The sequence below is a fragment of the Dietzia sp. CH92 genome (assembly GCF_032248695.1).
Classification (GTDB): Bacteria; Actinomycetota; Actinomycetes; order Mycobacteriales; family Mycobacteriaceae; genus Dietzia.
In genome coordinates, this window is record NZ_JAVHXC010000003.1 from 447,054 (window position 1) to 465,006 (window position 17,953).

A 17,953-nucleotide genomic window follows, 5' to 3' on the forward strand; every position below is an offset into this window, starting at 1 on the left:
TTCCGGCCAACCCACCCCCGGCCGGTAGCATCGATGGGTGTCCGAAGCCGATCGTCCCGCCGAACCGCGCGCAAACGCGCCGCGGCGTCGACGTGCACGGCGACCCGCGGGGCCCGGCGCGAACGGTCGCGAATCCGCAGGTCAGCGCGCGGACCGCAGCACCGCGAAGGGCTCTGACACCCAGCGTTCCGGCCACGGGGACGGCCAGAAACCCGCCTCCCAGAAGCCCACCGGCGGCGGTCCCGCCGCGCCGAAGTCCGGCCAGGGCGGACAGTCCGCGGGCACCGGGGACGGTCAGGCGCGCCAGGGCCGGCGGCGGCGCCGGGGCGGACGCGGACGACGCGGTGGCCGCGGACAGGGCCGCGCACCCGAGGCGCAGAAGCAGCCCGGCGCCGACGCCACCCACACGGTGCGCTCCGGCGACGGCACGGCCGGCGCCACCTCGCGCCAGTCGCCGCGCCACCCCCGCACCCCCAACCGCTCCAGATCCGGGGGCGCCCAGGCGGCCTCGGCCAACACCACCCGCACGTCGGCGCCCGGCAAGGCCGCGCCCAAGTCCGGCGGGAAGAACGGCGCCAAGTCCGCCGCCAAGTCCGCGCCCAAGGCCGGCGGCGGCAAGTCCGCGTCCAAGCCCGGCTCCCAGGGCGGTAAGGCCGGCACCAGGAACGCCCGCGGCGGCCGCGGGGGCGCGCGGCATCCCCGCGGCGGTCAGCGCCTCAAGACCGTCCTGGAGACCTCGGCCGGCGGCCTCGTCGTGCGCGGCCTCGCCCACGCGGCGGGCGGCGACGAGCCCGACCTGTCCCGCCTCGAGGTGGCACTCATCGGCCGCCTCGACCGGCGCAACCGCATGCTGTGGTCGATGCCGAAGGGGCACATCGAGCCGGGGGAGACCGTCGAGGAGACCGCCCGACGCGAGGTGCTCGAGGAGACCGGTGTCGACGGCACGGTCCTCGCCCCGCTGGGCACCATCGACTACTGGTTCGTGGCCGAGGGGCGGCGCATCCACAAGACGGTGCACCACCATCTCATCCGCTACGACCACGGCGAACTGTGCGACGAGGACCCCGAGATCACCGAGGTCGCGTGGGTGCCGTTCGACGACCTGCCGCGCCGGCTGGCGTACCCGGACGAGCGTCGCCTGGTGGAGGCGGCGCGGTCGCTCCTGCCGCAGCTCGCGCGCGACGAGGTGGCCGGGGACAACCCGCCGCCCGCCGACGCGCAGGTGGTGGATCCGTCGCGCCGCGCCGACGGCCCCGAACCGGTCCGCCGCTCGGGCGCCCGCGCCGGCGGCGGGGACACCGCTCACCGCGCCGCGGGCGGCCGCGGTGTGGCAGCCGCGCCCCGCGAGGACACCGCGGAGGAGTCAGGGCCGTGACCGGGCGGCCGGTGGGGCGCGTGGTCCGGGCGGTCGTCCCCACGGCGTTGTGCGCGGCCCTGGCGGTCGGACCCGGATGGGGCGTCGGCACGGCCCACGCGATCACGCCCGCCGAGGCCGCGGCCGCCGGCTACATCCCCAACCCGGCGCCCACCCTGGCCCGGATCACCATCGACGAGATCACCCCGCGCGCCCTCGACGGCCGGGGCGATCCCGGTGGCAGCGGGGGAGGGGCCGCCGTCGGGACCGAGGCGGGCGTCCCGGTGGTCACGGTGACCGGCACCATCACCAACGTCGGTGACGTGCCGCTCGAGTCGGTCGACGTGCGCCTGCAGCGCGGCCCGCGGTCCGCCGACTCCGAGTCGGTGCGCGACCCGTTGGTGTGGTCGGAGCCGTCGTTCGCCGTGCGGGGCGAGTTCGTGCGCGTCGCGGAGGCGGTGCCGCCGGGCGCCGCCGTGCCGTACCGCGTCTCCATGCCGGCGCGCGCGGTGCCCGGCGACGCGGGCCCCGACCTCCAGCTCACCGAACCGGGTGTCTACCCGCTGCTCGTCAACGTCAACGGCACCCCGGAGGGCGGGTCCCCGGCGCGACTCGACGACGCCCGGACCCTGCTGCCGGTCCTGGAGGCGCCGCGGCCGGCGTCCCTACCGGGGGTCGACGACGACGAGGGTGTCGATGCCCCGCCGGCGGACGGGCCCGGCCCGGTGCCCGTTCCGCTGACCGTGCTGTGGCCGCTGGCCTCGGCCCCGACGCGGGTCGCGGCGGTGCCCGGTGTCGAGGGCCCCGATCCCGTGGTGATGCTGACCGACGACTCCCTCCTACGTGAGCTGGCGGAGCCCGGGCGACTCACCGGCCTGGTGCGCGCGGCGGACGAGGCGTTCGACGGACCCGGCGGGCAGGAGCTGCGGCGGTCCGTGTGTCTCGCGGTGGATCCGGCGCTGCTGGGCACGGTCTCGGAGATCGCGGAGGGGCGCACCGTGGTGATCTCCCACGACGACGGCCCCCGTGGCGACGAGACCCCCGCCCGCCGCGGGGGGTCCCGCGGTGGCCGCGACGACTCCGGTGGGGGAGACGGTGCCGGCGGGACCCGCCCGGAGGACCCCGGGGCCGTGACGGCGGACGCGGCGCGCTGGCTGGACGAGCTGCGGGCCCTGGCGGACGGCGCGTGCGTCGTGAGCCTGCCGGCCGCGCAGGCCGGTCTCGAGTCGGTGGCGGCGGTGGGGTCCACGGACCTCACCCGCGCGGCACTGGACAACGCGGGCTCCGTCGAGCGGATCCTGGGGGTGGCGCCCGTGCCGGACGTCGTGGTGCCCGCCTCGGGGACGCTGGCGCCCGGCTCCGCCGAGACCCTGGCCCCGCAGGGCGGCGGCGCGGGCACCGTGGTGGTGGCGGCACCGTCGACCCGCACCGACACCGGGATCGTCCCGCCGCCGGGCCTCGTCGGCCTGGCCGGTACCGGGCCGGGTCGCGCGCTCACCTACTCGGCGACCATCGGCGCGGCCCTGGCCGCCACGGGCGACGTCCCGGAGAACCCGAACTACTCGGATCCGAGCACCCGGTACTGGCTGACGGCCGACTCGCCGGCGGCGCGCCTGCAGGACGCCCGCGCGGCCCTGCTCGCGCCGGTGGTGGACGCGATCGACGCGGCCGGGACCGTCACCGGGGCGGCGGGCCCGCAGGGCGTCCTCGCGGTGCCGCCCCAGGTGTGGACCGTCGACGGGGACTCGGCCGGCTCCCTGCTCGAGACCCTCGGCGTGCAGCTGGCGTCCGGCCGCATGCGGGCACTGCCGCTCACCGAGCGACTCACCGGCCCGGTGACGGTCCCCGACGGGAGCCTCGCGCTCGATCCGACGGGGGCGGTCGACCCCGGCGCGGCGGATCCCGTCGACGCCGGACCGCGCATCGCCGGCGCCCTCGAGGCGGTCGGCACCCTGCGGTCCCTGGTCGACACCTCGGACCCCACCTCCGCCGGGGCCCAGGACCACCTCGACCCGATGGTCACCGACGCCCTGCGGGTGCTGTCGGAGACCGGGCGCCGGGCCGGGGGCGACGGCGTGACCCCGGAGTCGGGCACCGGTGAGGCCGCGCGGGCCCGGTCCGTCGCGCGGCTCGACCGGCTCGAGCGGACGGTGGGCGCCGCGCTCGACAGCGTCGACCTCCTGCCTCCCGGCAGCGTGTTCACCATGGCCAGCCCCAACAGTCCGCTGCTGCTCGTCACGCGCAACGCCCTGCCGTTCCCGGTCCGCGTGGGGGTGTCGGTAAGCGCTCCGGCCGACATCCGGGTGGACCCCGTGGGCGTCGTCCAGATCCCCGCGAGCGGCTCCCGCACGCTGCAGGTCCCCACCCAGTCCGACGCCGAGGGCGGCACCCGCCACTCCGTCACCTTCGTCCTGCAGGGACCCGACGGCCGGCCGCTGTCCGAGCCGGTGGAGCTGTCCGTCCAGACGGGCGGGTACCCGGTGGCGCAGGCGTTCGCGCTGGCCGCGGCGGCCCTCGCCCTCGTCCTCGGGGGTCGTCGCTACCTGCGCTACCGTCGGGGCATCCTCGACCCCGCGGACGAAGGGCACCGACCGTGAACGACGAGCAGGGGTCCCCCGGACCCGAGCTGCGCAGACCGGATCCCGGCCTCAGGGCCAGGCGGCGTGAATCGGGCAGCAGCGTGCTGCCCGGCCCGGCGTCGCCGCCGCCGGTCGCCGACTCGTTCGTCCCCGACGCCCCCCTGGGCGCGCCGGCCACCCTCGGCGCGCCGGCCACCCTGGACGTGCCCGCCACGCCGGGCGGGGCGGACGAGGCGGGCACCACGGCCGACCGCGCCAGCCGGGCCGGCGGGGGGACCGGCGGACGTGTCCGCGACTCCTCCGACGCGTCCGTGATGCGCTCGACGGGCTCGATGGCGGTGGCCAACCTCGCGAGCCGGATCACCGGCTTCGTGCGGATGATCCTCATCCTCACCGTCCTGGGCCCGGCGGTGGCGTCGGCGTTCAACACCGCCAACACGCTGCCCAACATGATCACCGAGCTCGTGCTGGGCTCGGTGCTCACCGCGATGTTCATGCCGTTGCTCGCCAAAGCCGCGCAGGAGGACCCGGACGGGGGCGTGTCGTTCATCCGGCGCCTGCTCACGGTCACCTCGGCGCTGGCGCTCGGGGCGACGGTCCTCGCGGTGGCGTGCGCGCCGCTGCTCACCGAGCTCAACCTGGGCGACGGTGAGGTCAACACCGACCTGGCGACCGCGTTCGCGTTCCTGTTGTTGCCGCAGATCTTCTTCTACGGCGTGTTCTCGGTGATGCTGGCGGTGCTCAACTACAACGGCGTGTTCCGCCCCGGCGCGTGGGCGCCGGTGTGGAACAACGTCGTCGCGATCGCCACGCTCGCCCTGTTCGCGGGAGTGGGCAGCGGCATCGACCCGGCGGCGCCGGTCAACCTTCTCAGCGGGCCGATCCTCCTGCTCGGCCTGGGTACCACGCTGGGCGTGGTCGTCCAGGCGGCCGTGCTCGTGCCCGCCCTGCGTCGCGCCGGGGTCGACCTGCGGCCGCAGTGGGGCCTGGGCCCGCGGATCAAGCAGTTCGGCGGCCACGCGCTGGCCGGCGTCACGTACGTGCTGATCTCGCAGGTCGGCCTGGTCATGACCAACCGCATCGGCGCCGCCGCCGACGAGGCCGCGATCGCGATCTACCAGACCTACTGGCTGCTGCTGCAGGTCCCGTACGGGATCATCGGCGTCACCCTGCTCACCGCGATCAACCCCCGTCTGGCGGACAACGGGATCGCCGGCCGGAACGACGCGGTGGTGCGCGACATCTCGCTGGGCACCCGCCTGTCCCTGTTCGGTCTCCTGCCGATCATCGCGTTCATGACGGCGTTCGGGCCGACCATCGCGACGGGCCTGTTCCGCTACGGGAACTTCGACGCCGACAGCGCCCGCGTGCTCGGCCTGACGGTGGCGGCCGGCGCGTTCACGCTCGTGCCGTATGCGATCGTCCTGCTGCAGCAGCGGGTCTTCTACGCCCGCGAGGACTACTGGACGCCGACCGTGATGATCCTCGCGATCACGGTCGTGCGGGTGATCCTCTCGCTCCTCGTGCCCGTGGTCGCCGACGAGCGCTCGCACGTGGTGATCGGCCTGGCCCTGGCCAATGGCATCGGCTGGGTCGTGGGCGCGGTGGCGGGGTACGTGCTGTTGCGCTCGAAGCTGGGTTCGCTGCGCGGCCGGGAGACGCTCCGCTCGGCCGCGTGGACGCTGGCCGCGTCGATCGCCGGCGCGGCGGTCGCACTCGCCGTGGACACGCTGCTGCCGATGGACGCGCTCACCGACGCCGTCGGCAGCATCGGGTACGTCGTCCGGGCCGGGGTCGCGGGGGTCCTCACCCTCGTGGTCACGGGGTTGATCCTGTCGAGATCCCGTCTGCCGGAACTCGATTCCATCACCCCTGTTCTCCGCGGCCTGGTGGGGCGTCTGAGGCGATAGTCGAGTCGCCGGGCGCGCGGTACGTACACTCGAGGGGTCACGAGCGGCCGACGGGTGGCCGGGCGCACCAGGCGAGGAGGACAGCGGGTGGGTGATCAGACCGGGACCCCCGTGGGGTCCGCCTCCCCTCCCTCACCTCCCCGCCTCACCGTCGGCGGCCTCGTCTCCGGGGGGCGGTACGAGCTCCTCGAGCCGTGCGGCGGCATGGCCGGACAGGCGTTCTGGAAGGCGCGCGACCGGCGCCTGGACCGGTTCGTCGCGCTCACCTTCGTCGATCCCCTGCCCGGCGAGCAGCCGCCCGGTTCGGCGACCGGCGTGCTCGACCGCACCGTCGCCCTGACGTCCGTCTACTCCGACGGGCTGGCGCGTGTCCTCGACGTGATCCGCGGCCGCGCGGGCGGGATCGTGGTCACCGAGTGGATCCCGGGTCGGAGCCTCGCCGCCGCGGTCGCCGAGCCGGACCCCGGTTCCGCGGTGGGTGCGGTGTGGGGACTGTCGGACGCCGCGACGCGCGCCGAGGAGGCCGGCCTCACCCTGGGGCTGGACTCGCCGGACCGGATCCGCCTCACCGAGGACGGGCGCGCGGTTCTGGCGTTCCCGGGCGTGCGCGGCGACGTGGGCGCGGGCGCCGACGTGCGCGGGCTCGGCGCGGTCCTCTACTCCCTGCTCACCGGTGCGTGGCCCCTCCCGCTGCCGGAGGGGTCCCACGAGCACGTGCCGGCCGACGGGCGACCGGTGAACGCCCCGACCGGCGACGACGACGAGGTCCTCGATCCCACCGCCGTCGGGTCCGGGGTGTCGCCGGACTCGGCCGTGCTGGCGATGCGGACCCTCGACGGGTCGGCGGTGAGCTCGGCCGCCACCGTGAGGGCGATGGTGGCCGATCGCGCCGGCGGGCCGGTCCGTCCCGCCCCGCACGCCCGTCCCGTGGGGTCGGCGGACTCGGTCGGCGCCCCGCCCCTCGCCGGTCCCGCGGCGACCGCCGCGTCGCCGTACCCCGGTCCCCACACCGATCCCCAGGCCGGGCCGTACTTCGACCGGCCCGCGGAGCCGTACGCGGAACCGGACCCGGAGACGCAGAAGCGGCGGTGGCAGATCATGGCCGGCACCTGCGCCGGCGCCGTCGTGGTGATCGCGCTGGTGTTGACGTGGATGCTCGGCGGGCTCGGCGGCACGAGCAACGACACCCCCCTGTCGCAGCAGCTCGACGCGATCGAACGCGCCGCCCAGGCCAGCCGCGCGTCCCAGACCGAGGACCCCGCGCCCGAGGACGGCCCCGACGACGCCGCGGCCGAGGAGTCCGAGCAGGACACCCCGGACACCCCGGTCGAGGTGTCGACCGTGACGACCTGGCAGCCGGCGACCTCCGCCGGCACGGCGGAGAACCCGGGCAGCGCGCCGAACGTCGCGGACGGCGACCGGTCCACGTCCTGGTCGAGTGACACGTACCGCGCGCAGATCGGTGACGGCCCGTCGGCCTACAAGCCGGGCATCGGGTTGATGTTCACCCTCGACGGCGAGCAGGAGGTCCGGCAGGTCGTCCTGCACTCGGAGGACGACGACGTCCGGTTCGAGGTCCGGTCGGCGACCTCCGCCTCCCCGACCTCCCTCGACGAGACCACCCGACTCGGCACCGGCACCGTGCGCGGCGGCTCGGCCACCGTGTCCGTCGACGAGCCCGAGGAGACGCAGTACCTCCTCGTGTGGATCACGCGGCTCGGCACGTCCGGCACCGACGCCTACGACGCGGAGATCACCGAGGTCGAGCTCACCCGCTGACCCGCCCGCCCGACGGGCGAGGTGACACCCCCACCGGCCCGGACGCCGGGTTACGGTGACGCCCGTGAACACCGGTGCCGCCGTCACCCCCGCCGAGGCGTCGACGCGTGCGCCCCTGCGGGCGGAGTCGCCGCTGACCGACGCCGAGTTGCTCGACGCCCACGTGGCGGGCGATCCGGACGCGTTCTCCGCGCTCGTCCGGCGGCACTACGACTACCTGTGGCGGCTGGCCATCCGGACGTCGTTCAACCGCGATGACGCCGCGGAGGCCCTGCAGGAGGCCCTCGTGTCGGCCTACCGCAAGGCGGACACGTTCCTGCACGCCTGCCCGGTCCAGGGCTGGTTGTACCGCATCGTCGTCAACGCGTGTCTCGACAAGATGCGGGCCCAACGCCTGCGCACCCACACGCAGCTCACCCCGGCGCTGCACGAGCAGGTCACCCTGCGCGACCACTTCCACCAGGACCCCGCCTACGCGATCATCGTCGCCGAGGCACTGGCGGAACTGCCCGTCGACCAGCGTGACGCCGTCGTCGTCGTCGACATGTTGCGGTGCACCGTCGCGGAGGCGAGCCACCTGCTCAACGTCCCCCCGGGCACCATCAAGAGCCGGTGCGCCCGCGGGCGCGCCAAACTCGCCGCCCTTCTCGAGGGGGTCACCCTCACCGCGTGAGGGGGAGACCGGGGACACTGGGGGAACAAGCCGGACCACCCGGGTGTTGTGGCCTTGTGAGACGGCCTGACACGGTGGTGCAGGTCCGACACATTCTCATCGACCGCCCACCCCGAGGAGCCCCGAGAACTCATGACCGACACCGTCCACGACGTCATCATCGTCGGATCCGGCCCGGCCGGGTACACCGCCGCCATCTACTCCGCGCGGGCCGAGCTCAAGCCGGTGGTGTTCGAGGGCTCCCAGTTCGGCGGTGCGCTCATGACCACCACCGACGTGGAGAACTTCCCCGGCTTCGCCGAGGGGATGATGGGCCCGGATCTCATGATGCAGATGCGTGAGCAGGCCGAGCGCTTCGGTGCCGACCTCCGGATGGAGGACGTGACGTCGATGGACCTGGCCGGCGACGTGAAGATCGTCCGCGTCGGCGAGGAGGAGCACCGCGCCCGCGCCGTCATCCTCGCGATGGGCGCCGCCGCCCGTTACCTCGGGGTGCCGGGGGAGCAGGAGTACCTCGGCCGCGGCGTCAGCTCGTGCGCGACGTGCGACGGCTTCTTCTTCCGCGACAAGCCGATCGTGGTGGTCGGCGGCGGCGACTCGGCCATGGAGGAGGCGACCTTCCTCACCAAGTTCGGCTCCTCGGTGACCATCGTCCACCGCCGCGAGGAGTTCCGGGCGTCGAAGATCATGCTCGAGCGGGCCCGCGAGAACGAGAAGATCTCCTTCATCCTCAACACCACCGTCGACGAGGTCGTGGCGGGGCCGACCGGTTCGGTCGAGAAGCTGTGCCTGCGCGACACGGTCACCGGCGCCACCAGCGAGATCGAGACGGCGGCCATGTTCGTCGCCATCGGTCACGACCCGCGCTCCGAGCTGGTCCGCGACCAGGTCGAGGTCGACGAGGACGGGTACGTCCTCACCGGTCAGACCACCGCCACCTCCATCCCCGGCGTCTTCGCCTGCGGCGACCTCGTCGACAAGCGTTACCGCCAGGCCATCACCGCCGCCGGTTCCGGCTGCTCCGCGTCGATCGACGCCGAGCGCTGGCTCGCCGAGCAGGCCTGACCCCAGCCACTCCCACCCCCACCGAAAGGACCGCCACCATGGCCGACACCCCCAACATCGTCGACGTCACCGAGGCAGACTTCGCCGAGGCCGTCCTCGCCGCGAGCAACGACAAGCCCGTGCTGGTGGACTTCTGGGCCACCTGGTGCCGGCCGTGCACCATGATGGCGCCGGTGCTCAACGAGCTCGCGGGTACCGAGGCCGACAAGCTCACCGTGGCCAAGGTGGACGTCGAGGCCAACCAGGAGCTCGCGGCGGAGTACCAGATCACCGCCATCCCCGCCCTGTTGCTCTTCTCCGAGGGCCAGCCCGTCAAGCGGCTCACCGGCGCCAAGTCCAAGTCCGCCCTGCGTTCGGAACTCGGCGACGTCCTGGGTGCCTGAGGGCCTGCGAGAGAGGCCCTGAGAACCCCCTGTGCCGTCCCCCGCCACCCGGCGCGGGGACGGCATCCGCGTGAGTGACGCGGTAAGTTCATGCGGGTACGTAACTCGGAGGAAGTGGAGGAGCCCCATGGCGTGGAGGCGTGGAGACCGTGGCCCCGAGGTGGCCGCGATCCGGGCCACCCTCGCGGGAATGGGTCTGTTGCACAACATCGATTCGGTCGGGGTCACCGAGCCGGAGACCGGTTCCGTCCTCGCCCGCACCGATGCGGTGTTCGACGCCGACCTGGAGACGGCCGTTCTGGCCTTCCAGCAGGCTCGTGGGCTGATCTCCGACGGGATCGTGGGTCCGGCCACCCAGGCCGCCCTCGACGACGCCAGCCACGTCCTGGGCACCCGTGACCTGAGCTACATCGTGTCCAAGCCCATGGCGGGGGACGATGTCGCCCAGCTGCAGCGCCGCCTGGGCGAGCTCGGCTTCTACGCGGGCCTGGTCGACGGGACCTTCGGCCCGCTCACCCACGCCGCTGTGACGGACTTCCAGCGGGACTGCGCGCTCACCGCGGACGGCGTCGTGGGCGCCGACACCCTCGACACCCTCAGCCGCTTCTCCACGCTCTTCAAGGGCGGCGACGTGGCCTCGCTCGTCGAGAAGGAGCGCGCCCGCACCTCCGGCCCCATGCTCGCGGGCAAGCGCATCGTGCTCGACCCCGGACCCGGCGGGTCCGAGAACCCCATCCGCATCGAGACCCCCGACGGGACCATCACCGACGCGGAACTGCTGTGGGACATCACCCGGCGACTCTCCGAGCGGATGAACCAGGCCGGCGTGGAGGTCTTCCTCTCCCGGCCCGAGGCCATGATCCCCACCGATCCCGAGCGGGCCGAGATCGCCAACGCCTTCAACGCCGATCTCGTGATCTCCCTGCGGTTGGACCGCCACCCCAACCCCGTCGGCAACGGCGTGGCGACCTTCTACTTCGGTAACTCCCTGGGCGCCGAGTCCATGCTCGGGGAGGCCCTGTCCGGCTTCATCCAGCGCGAGATCGTCAGCCGGACGGCACTGCGGGACTGCCGGACCCACGGACGCAGCTGGCCGCTGTTGCGCATGACCCGCATGCCCTCCGTGCAGATCCACCTCGGCTACGCCTACAACAAGGGTGACCTCGCGATCCTCGGGGACCGCGACGCCCAGGACACCATCATCGACTCCATCCTCGTGGGCGTGAAGCGGCTCTACCTCCTCGACGAGGACAACCACCCCACCGGGTCGATGTCCGTCGACGATCTCATCGACTACGAGCAGCGCCAGCGCAACTGAACCCGCCGCACGCACGGGACGTAGGGCGACACCTTCCGGGGGCCCCGGAACGCGTCGCAGCCGTCTACGGCCGGCCGGCCTCGGCGCTGGCCGAGGCCCCCGACAGCACACCGAGCCTGCGGGTGGCGAAACCGTGCTCCGCGAAGAGCTGATCGAGCGCACGCTCGACATCCGCCTTCCACAGGTGTTCGCTCTGGATGTCCAGCCGGAGCCTCGGGTGGGTCTCGTGCGGCGCGATGATCGTGAACCCGTGCTCCACCAGGAAGCTCGTCGCCGGCACACACGAGCCGGCCCCGCACGCGTCACGTGACGCTACTTCGCCGGTGTCTCCGGACGTCACCCCGAACGCCTCGATGGCCTTGATTCCGCGGCTGCGAAGGTCCACCACGACCGCGTCGAGCAGAGCGGTGGCCGCACCCGCGGGAGCCCCGTCCTCGAGGCTCATCCCCGCGAGAAGGATGGCATCCGCCCCGACCGGGGACGTGGGGAAGCACGACGCCCGCGGGATCATCCCCGGGGGTGCGTAGAACGCGGCGGCCGCGGGCTTGTCGGCGGCGCGGGCGATCTGCCCGCACACCCCCCACTCGAGTGAGACGTGGGAGATCCACGCCTCCTTCTCGAACTCGGGATCGCCGGGGGAGGCCCCCTCCGCGTCACCGTCCGTCTGCCAGTAGACGCAGCGTCGCGCCCGCGGTCCGAGATGGTCCACCGCGGACAGGTCCAGCGAACGGATCGAGATCATCGCGGCGTACCGGTCGACCCGCCCTCGAGTAGGGCGAGGACGCGGGCGAGGTCGTCGGCGTCCCCGACGTCGATCGTGATGCGCCCCTTTCGACGGCCCATCGTCACCGACACCGACGTCTCGAAGCGGTCGGACAGGCGGCCGGCCACCGCCTCGAGTTCCGGGTTCTTCTGGCGACCGCGGGGGGCCGGTTTCGGCTTCTCGTCCGCTCCGCCGTCCCTGTTCGCGAGGGTGACGATCTCCTCGGTCGCGCGGACCGAGAGCCCTTCGGCGACGATGCGGGCGGCGAGCTCGTCCTGGGCGGCGGCACCTGCCTCGAGCCCGAGCAGCGCTCGCGCGTGCCCCGCCGACAGGACCCCGGCGGCGACCCGGCGCTGGACGGCCGTGGGCAGCTGGAGGAGCCGGATGCTGTTGGTGATGGCCGGACGAGAACGGCCGATGCGGCTCGCCAACTCGGACTGCGTGACGTCGAACTCCTCGAGCAACTGCTGATATGCCGCCGCCTCCTCGAGCGGGTTCAGCTGCACCCGGTGGATGTTCTCGAGCAGGGCGTCGCGGAGGAGGTCCTCGTCCTCGGTCTGACGCACGATCGCGGGGATCGTCTCCAGCTCGGCCCGCTGGCTCGCACGCCAGCGACGCTCGCCCATGATGAGCTGATACCGACCGCCCGGCATCTCGCGGACGACGATGGGCTGCAGGAGGCCGAACTCCTTGACCGAGTGGGCGAGCTCCGCCAGCGCCTCCTCGTCGAAGTAGGTGCGCGGCTGCTTAGGGTTGGGGTCGATGTCACCCGGGGAGATCTCCCTGTACACCGCACCGGGGTCGACGAGCTCGGGGGTTTCACGTGAAACGTCGGCGCCCTCCGACGCTCCGCCCTGCCCATCCCGAGCCCCGCCGCGAGCGGCTGTTTCACGTGAAACAGCGCCGTCCGGGCTACCGGTCCCTGAGGTTGAACCCCGCCGCCCGGCGCCACCCCCCGCCGTCGCGGCGCCCGGCCTCGCACCGGACGGCGCCGTGGTCTCGGTCCCCGCCACGCTCGACCGACGGGGGCGAGGGGGAGTGGTGCGGGTCGCGGCACCGGAACGTGGGCCGAGGATGACGTCTGCAGCATCGCTGCCGAGCCGGGGCCCTTCGTCCGGCCCCGTGGGGATGAGGGCCGCCAGGCCCCGTCCCAGACCGCCCTTGCGCTGCTGACTCATCGACTCTCCTCCGGACGTGCATCGTCCGTGTTGGTGCCGGGGGCGGAGGTGCCCACCAACTCGTCCGCGGCGGTGACCACGCCGCGGCCGTTGATCTCGCGGGCGGCATCGAGATAGGCCAGCGCCCCTCGCGACCCCGCGTCGTACTGAAGAATGGTCATCCCGAAACCCGGGGCCTCGGAGACCTTCACGCTGCGGGGGATCACCGTCCGTAGGACTGTGTCCCCGAAGTGACTGCGTACCTCGCCCGCCACCTGTTCGGCGAGCTTCGTCCGTCCGTCGTACATCGTGAGCATTATCGTCGAGATCTCGAGCTCCGTATTGAGGTGCTGCTGTATGAGCTCGACGTTCCGGAGCAGCTGCACGACCCCCTCGAGTGCGTAGTATTCGCACTGGATCGGGATGAGCACCTCCCGTGCGGCAACCATGGCGTTGACGGTGAGCAGACCGAGGGACGGCGGGCAGTCGAGAAAGACGTAGTCGATCCCGAGCAGCTGGAGGTCCTCCGGGTGGAGTACCTCGGCCAGCCGCCGCTCACGGTGGGGTAGACCGACGAGCTCGATCTCCGAGCCCGCGAGGTCGATGGTCGCCGGGATGCAGTACAAGGTGTCGGCGTGCGGACTCTTCTGCATGAGGTCCTCGATCGACGCCTCCCACATCAGCAACTCGTAGCTGGACGGGGTGCCCTCCCGGTGCTCCACCCCCAGCGCCGTGCTGGCGTTGCCCTGGGGATCCATGTCGATGACGAGGACGCCCAGCCCTCCGAGAGCCAGAGCCGAGGCGAGGTTCACGGTGGACGTGGTCTTGCCGACGCCGCCCTTCTGGTTGGCGATCGTGATGATCCGCGGCCTCTCGGGGCGGGGGAGGGTTCGCGTGTTCCCGTGGAGCACCTCGTTCGCCTGCCTCGCGGCGGCGAAAATCGGGGTCTCGTCTTCGGACATCCGTCACCTCTCGACTGCCGTTATGGACACCGGTCGCAGCGTCCGCTGCCTGTGAACCCAGTGTTTCACGTGAAACCGACACACTCCCGGGCCACACCTCCCGACCGGTCAACGATCGCGACGTCTGCCCCCGCGAGCACGCGAGCCACGGCCTCCCATCCTAGTCGTCAGCTCGCTGATCACCAGCCTCGTCGGTTCCGCATCGGGGGCGGCGACGGTCTCGACACGCGCCTCCTTGAAGCCCAACTTCGCGAGCGCTCCGCGATCCCGTTCGACCTCCTCGGTCGCGGACTCGCCCTTGAGCGCGACCATCCGCCCCCCGGTGCGGAGCAACGGCGCGGACCACCCCGCCAGCTTGGCCAGGGGAGCCACGGCCCGCGACGTGACGACGTCCGCCTCTCCGGCGAGGGCGATGACGTTCTTCTCCTCGGCACGCCCGCGCACGACCTGCACGTCGATCCCCAACTCGCCGATGATCTCCTCGAGGAAGGTCACCCGCCGCAGCAGCGGCTCGACGAGGGTCAGACGGAGGTCCGGTCGCGCGAGGGCGAGCGGGATCCCCGGCAAGCCCGCGCCGCTGCCGATATCCACTACCGTCTCGCCGTGACCGAGTGCCGTGGCCGCGGCCGCGGAGTTGAGCACGTGGCGATCCCACAGCCGGGGGCGCTCCCGGGGTCCCATGAGCCCGCGCTCCAGCCCGGCGGTTCCGAGGAACTCGACGTACCGAACCGCCAGAGGGAGGCGGTCTCCGAACACCTCACCCGCGCCGGCCGGCGCGGCGGGAGGCGGGCCGTCCTGCGACGGGGGAGCGGTGTCGGGGCTCGCCGGACGCCCGTCCCCGCCTCCGTCACGTGTCGTTTCGTCACCGGTGTCGTCGGTCATGGTCTGTCGCTACCTCCATCGGGCGGTCGGGCCCGTTTCACGTGAAACATCGGAACTACACCGATGTCATTCTGCCCCGAACACGGCGCAGGGGTGCGAGCCGCTCGACTCGCACCCCCTGCACCGGTGTCGCCTGTTCGTCACTCCGGGAGGACGACCACCCGTCGGTTCGGCTCCACGCCGGTCGAGTCCGACGTGACACCCTCGATCTCCGCGATCGCGTCGTGGATGATCTTCCTCTCGAACGGGGTCATGGGCTCCAACTCCTCGGACTCCCCGGACTCGAGCACCCGCTGGGCGGCCACCCGGCCGGCATCGGTCAGGGCCTCCCGCTTCGCCTCCCGCCAACCGCCGATGTCCAGCATCAGCCGGCTCCGGTCCCCGAGCTCCTGCTGCACGGCCAGCCGGGTCAGCTCCTGGATCGCATCGAGCACCGCGCCGTCTGCTCCGACGAGCGTGTCGAGATCCTCACCGCCCACGATGCTCACGACCGCGCGGTCGCCCTCCACATCCAGGTCGATGTCCCCGTCGAAGTCCAGGATGTCGAGGAACTGCTCGAGATAGTCGCCGGCCACCTCGCCCTCCTCGACCAACCGCTCCTCGGACACCTCGATGCTCCTCTTGGACATGGACCTGCCTCCGTCGTGACCGCCGATCGCCGAACCCGCATGAGCCGACGAGTACCTCCCCCCAAGTATGGGACAAGGTCCCCGATGCCGGAGCATCGGGGACCTTGTCCGAGTGCGCGCCCTGCCGGGTCAGCGCTTCTTTCTCTTCTTCTTGTTCTTGGGCCGCGATCCGGAGGCCTTCTGCGCCGGTCTGCTCCGCTGGGAGCCCGGCGCCTGAGGGCGCTGCCCCGGGCGCGGTCCGGTCCCCGCAGGGGAGGCGGGAGCGGCCTTCGGCGGGGACACCTCGTCGTCGTCGCCCTTCTCTCCGCCCGCCCGCTCGGCGGGGGCGGTGGCCACGGCGGTCCCCGACGCGGCGGCCGCCCCTCCACCCCGGTTCTTCTTGGGGTTGGCCGGCTTCACACCGACGCGCGGCGCCAGCGCCTTCTGCTCCTCGCGGCGCACCAACGCGGCGGCGTCGTCCTCCTTCGCCATCTTCTCGTAGAGGAAGTACTGCTGGCCCAGGGTCCACAGGTTGTTGGTGACCATGTAGACGAGGATCGCCATCGGCCAGAACGCACCGGTCACCAGGATGCCGATGGGGAACGCCCACAGCATCAGCTGGTTCATGATCTTGGCCTGCGGGTTCGCGGCCGCCTCCGGCGACTGACGCGAGAGCGAGACGCGGGCGTTGAAGTGAGTGGTCACCGCCGAGATGATCATCAACGGGATCGCGACGAGGATGATGTTCCAGCGGGCGAAGTCCAGCTCGGCACCCGGCTCGACGAACGCCTGGAACTGCTCGACCGGCTGCGAGATGAACGACGACAGCGGGGCGCCGAACAGTCGGGCGTCGAGGAAGCTCTGGACCTCGTCGGCGTTGAACACGTAGTTGCCCGTGTTCCGCGTCTCCTCGGCCGTCATCCCGAGCGCACCGAACTGCTCGCCCATCCGGTTGAACGAGCGCAACACGTGGAACAGACCCAGGAACACCGGGATCTGGATGAGCATCGGCAGGCAGCCCAGCAGCGGGTTGAAGCCCTCCTGCTTCTGCAACTTGCGCGTCTCGACCGCGAGCTTCTCGCGGTCGTTCTTGTACCGCTTCTGCAGCTCCTTCATCCTGGGCTGCAGCTCCTGCATCTTGCGGGAGAAGCGGATCTGCTTGGCCGCCGGCCAGAACAGCAGCGCTCGCAGCGTGACGACGAGGAAGATCACCGACAGCGCCCAGATGACGCCGTTCGAGTCGGGGGCCTCCACCCAGGGGAGCAGGCCCCCGAGGAAGGCGAAGATCTTGTGCCAGAACCAGAGGATGCCCGAGATCGGGTAATAGACCAGCGGGTTGGTGATGAACGACATGGGTGTGGGTGTCCTAGCTACCTTCGTGGATTGTGGGCGTGCACGTCATGCTCATCCGGGGGGTCGGGCGCCCGGGGCTCCGGGACCGGATCCCACCCGCCCGGCGTCCACGGGCCGCACCGCAACAACCGCCACACCGAGAGCCACGTCCCGTACCACGCCCCGTGCACGCGCACGGCCTCGACCGCGTAGGCACTGCAGGTCGGTTCGAAACGGCAGCTCGGTGGCGTCAGCGGGGAGATGCCCTTCTGATAGAAGTCGAGCATCCACAACAGGACCCGGGCCACCGGCCCCGGCCCACCGCGGGTCACGATGACTCCCGTGCCCGGGCCGCAGCCGCGGCCAACCCGGTGCGCATATCGCGCACCAGATCCTCGTGAGCGGCGGTCGCCGACGCGGGATTCGCGCGCACGACCACCATCAGATCCGACTCGACATCCGCCAACAGCTCCGCCGCGATATGACGAAGCCGCCGGCTGACCCGGTGACGTGTCACCGAGTCCCCGACGGCTTTGCTCACGACGAGCCCCAGACGCGGACCGCCCACGCGGACGTCCGAAGAGTCCACGTGGGCGTGTACGACCATGGTGCGGCGACCCTTCCTGGCACCTTTCCGCACCACCGTCGCGAAATCAGCGGAACGGTGGAGCCGGTGCGCCCTGGGAAGCACCCGCCGCCCCGGCCGGAATCAGGCCGTCAGCGCAGAACGGCCCTTGCGCCGGCGGGCGGCGACGATGCCACGACCGGCGCGCGTACGCATCCGGAGACGGAAACCGTGCACCTTGGCACGACGACGGTTGTTCGGCTGGAAAGTCCGCTTGCCCTTGGCCATGGTTGGCTCCTCACGTGAAGTCGGCGCCGTGACCAGCGCGCGATCGAGTACGAGACGTCGTCGCATCACCGGGGTCGGCGGCACCACGACGCGCCGTACGCCCGCGGGCGCACGACAGACTGTTCAAGATTACGCGCACGACGCCGCTGCCGCCAAACCGTGTAATCCCATTCGTCCCATCCACACCACTTCGCAGGCCATCTCGACACGCCCACGGCCGCGACGCTTGACTTCCGGCCTCCAGTCGATCTTGAGGGTTGCCCCTGGCTGCGCCCTGTTGTTACGGTCATTCACCAACACGCCCCCCGGGGCTGCGCATAACCTCAGATCCGACC

The 17,953-nt window shown here is 72.3% G+C and carries 17 protein-coding genes; 8 read left to right on the plus strand and 9 right to left on the minus strand.

Going from position 1 to position 17,953, the window contains the following annotated elements:
* The first annotated feature begins 37 nt into the window (after positions 1–37).
* From RWK90_RS08505 to RWK90_RS08540, 8 genes are all read left to right on the plus strand, one after another.
* Positions 38–1,375: an NUDIX hydrolase gene (locus RWK90_RS08505; RefSeq protein ID WP_314036745.1), complete on the plus strand. Its 1,338-nt coding sequence runs from the start codon at positions 38–40 to the stop codon at positions 1,373–1,375.
* Positions 1,372–3,951 carry a hypothetical protein gene (locus RWK90_RS08510; protein ID WP_314036747.1) on the plus strand — a complete coding sequence of 860 codons (2,580 nt, stop codon included), beginning with the start codon at positions 1,372–1,374 and terminating at the stop codon, positions 3,949–3,951. The genes RWK90_RS08505 and RWK90_RS08510 overlap by 4 nt, the downstream gene beginning before the upstream one ends.
* Entirely contained in the window at positions 3,948–5,843 is a 1,896-nt protein-coding gene (locus RWK90_RS08515; RefSeq protein WP_314036749.1) for a lipid II flippase MurJ, read from the plus strand. The genes RWK90_RS08510 and RWK90_RS08515 overlap by 4 nt, the downstream gene beginning before the upstream one ends.
* 87 nt (positions 5,844–5,930) lie before the next feature.
* The gene (locus tag RWK90_RS08520) at positions 5,931–7,622 is read left to right on the plus strand and encodes a hypothetical protein (protein WP_314036751.1); all 1,692 of its coding nucleotides are present in this window, start codon (positions 5,931–5,933) and stop codon (positions 7,620–7,622) included.
* Between the two features lie 55 nt (positions 7,623–7,677).
* The gene (gene sigM / locus RWK90_RS08525) at positions 7,678–8,295 is read left to right on the plus strand and encodes an RNA polymerase sigma factor SigM (RefSeq protein ID WP_314036753.1); all 618 of its coding nucleotides are present in this window, start codon (positions 7,678–7,680) and stop codon (positions 8,293–8,295) included.
* 132 nt (positions 8,296–8,427) lie between these two features.
* The gene (gene trxB / locus RWK90_RS08530) at positions 8,428–9,360 is read left to right on the plus strand and encodes a thioredoxin-disulfide reductase (RefSeq protein ID WP_314036755.1); all 933 of its coding nucleotides are present in this window, start codon (positions 8,428–8,430) and stop codon (positions 9,358–9,360) included.
* Between the two features lie 38 nt (positions 9,361–9,398).
* Positions 9,399–9,743 carry a thioredoxin gene (gene trxA / locus RWK90_RS08535; protein WP_314036757.1) on the plus strand — a complete coding sequence of 115 codons (345 nt, stop codon included), beginning with the start codon at positions 9,399–9,401 and terminating at the stop codon, positions 9,741–9,743.
* A gap of 127 nt (positions 9,744–9,870) precedes the next feature.
* Positions 9,871–11,061 carry an N-acetylmuramoyl-L-alanine amidase gene (locus RWK90_RS08540; protein WP_314036759.1) on the plus strand — a complete coding sequence of 397 codons (1,191 nt, stop codon included), beginning with the start codon at positions 9,871–9,873 and terminating at the stop codon, positions 11,059–11,061.
* 64 nt (positions 11,062–11,125) lie between these two features.
* Here the strand turns inward: RWK90_RS08540 and RWK90_RS08545 are convergent, their stop codons facing one another.
* From RWK90_RS08545 to rpmH, 9 genes are all read right to left on the minus strand, one after another.
* Positions 11,126–11,803 carry a hypothetical protein gene (locus RWK90_RS08545; protein ID WP_314036761.1) on the minus strand — a complete coding sequence of 226 codons (678 nt, stop codon included), beginning with the start codon at positions 11,801–11,803 and terminating at the stop codon, positions 11,126–11,128.
* Positions 11,800–13,002 carry a ParB/RepB/Spo0J family partition protein gene (locus RWK90_RS08550; protein ID WP_314036763.1) on the minus strand — a complete coding sequence of 401 codons (1,203 nt, stop codon included), beginning with the start codon at positions 13,000–13,002 and terminating at the stop codon, positions 11,800–11,802. The genes RWK90_RS08545 and RWK90_RS08550 overlap by 4 nt, the downstream gene beginning before the upstream one ends.
* Positions 12,999–13,943, minus strand: coding sequence for a ParA family protein (locus tag RWK90_RS08555; RefSeq protein ID WP_314036765.1), 945 nt, complete (start codon positions 13,941–13,943; stop codon positions 12,999–13,001). Before RWK90_RS08555 ends, RWK90_RS08550 begins: the two co-directional genes overlap by 4 nt.
* Positions 13,944–14,051: 108 nt before the next feature.
* Positions 14,052–14,825, minus strand: coding sequence for a 16S rRNA (guanine(527)-N(7))-methyltransferase RsmG (gene rsmG, locus RWK90_RS08560; RefSeq protein ID WP_314036767.1), 774 nt, complete (start codon positions 14,823–14,825; stop codon positions 14,052–14,054).
* Positions 14,826–14,965: 140 nt separating this feature from the next.
* Positions 14,966–15,454 carry a R3H domain-containing nucleic acid-binding protein gene (locus tag RWK90_RS08565; protein ID WP_314036769.1) on the minus strand — a complete coding sequence of 163 codons (489 nt, stop codon included), beginning with the start codon at positions 15,452–15,454 and terminating at the stop codon, positions 14,966–14,968.
* Positions 15,455–15,583: 129 nt separating this feature from the next.
* Positions 15,584–16,786: a membrane protein insertase YidC gene (yidC, locus tag RWK90_RS08570; protein WP_314036771.1), complete on the minus strand. Its 1,203-nt coding sequence runs from the start codon at positions 16,784–16,786 to the stop codon at positions 15,584–15,586.
* Between the two features lie 17 nt (positions 16,787–16,803).
* Positions 16,804–17,097, minus strand: a complete 294-nt coding sequence (gene yidD / locus RWK90_RS08575; protein WP_314036773.1) for a membrane protein insertion efficiency factor YidD — start codon at positions 17,095–17,097, stop codon at positions 16,804–16,806.
* Positions 17,094–17,456, minus strand: coding sequence for a ribonuclease P protein component (gene rnpA, locus RWK90_RS08580; RefSeq protein WP_314036775.1), 363 nt, complete (start codon positions 17,454–17,456; stop codon positions 17,094–17,096). Before rnpA ends, yidD begins: the two co-directional genes overlap by 4 nt.
* A gap of 18 nt (positions 17,457–17,474) precedes the next feature.
* Positions 17,475–17,618: a 50S ribosomal protein L34 gene (gene rpmH, locus RWK90_RS08585; RefSeq protein ID WP_230929658.1), complete on the minus strand. Its 144-nt coding sequence runs from the start codon at positions 17,616–17,618 to the stop codon at positions 17,475–17,477.
* Positions 17,619–17,953: the final 335 nt, after the last annotated feature.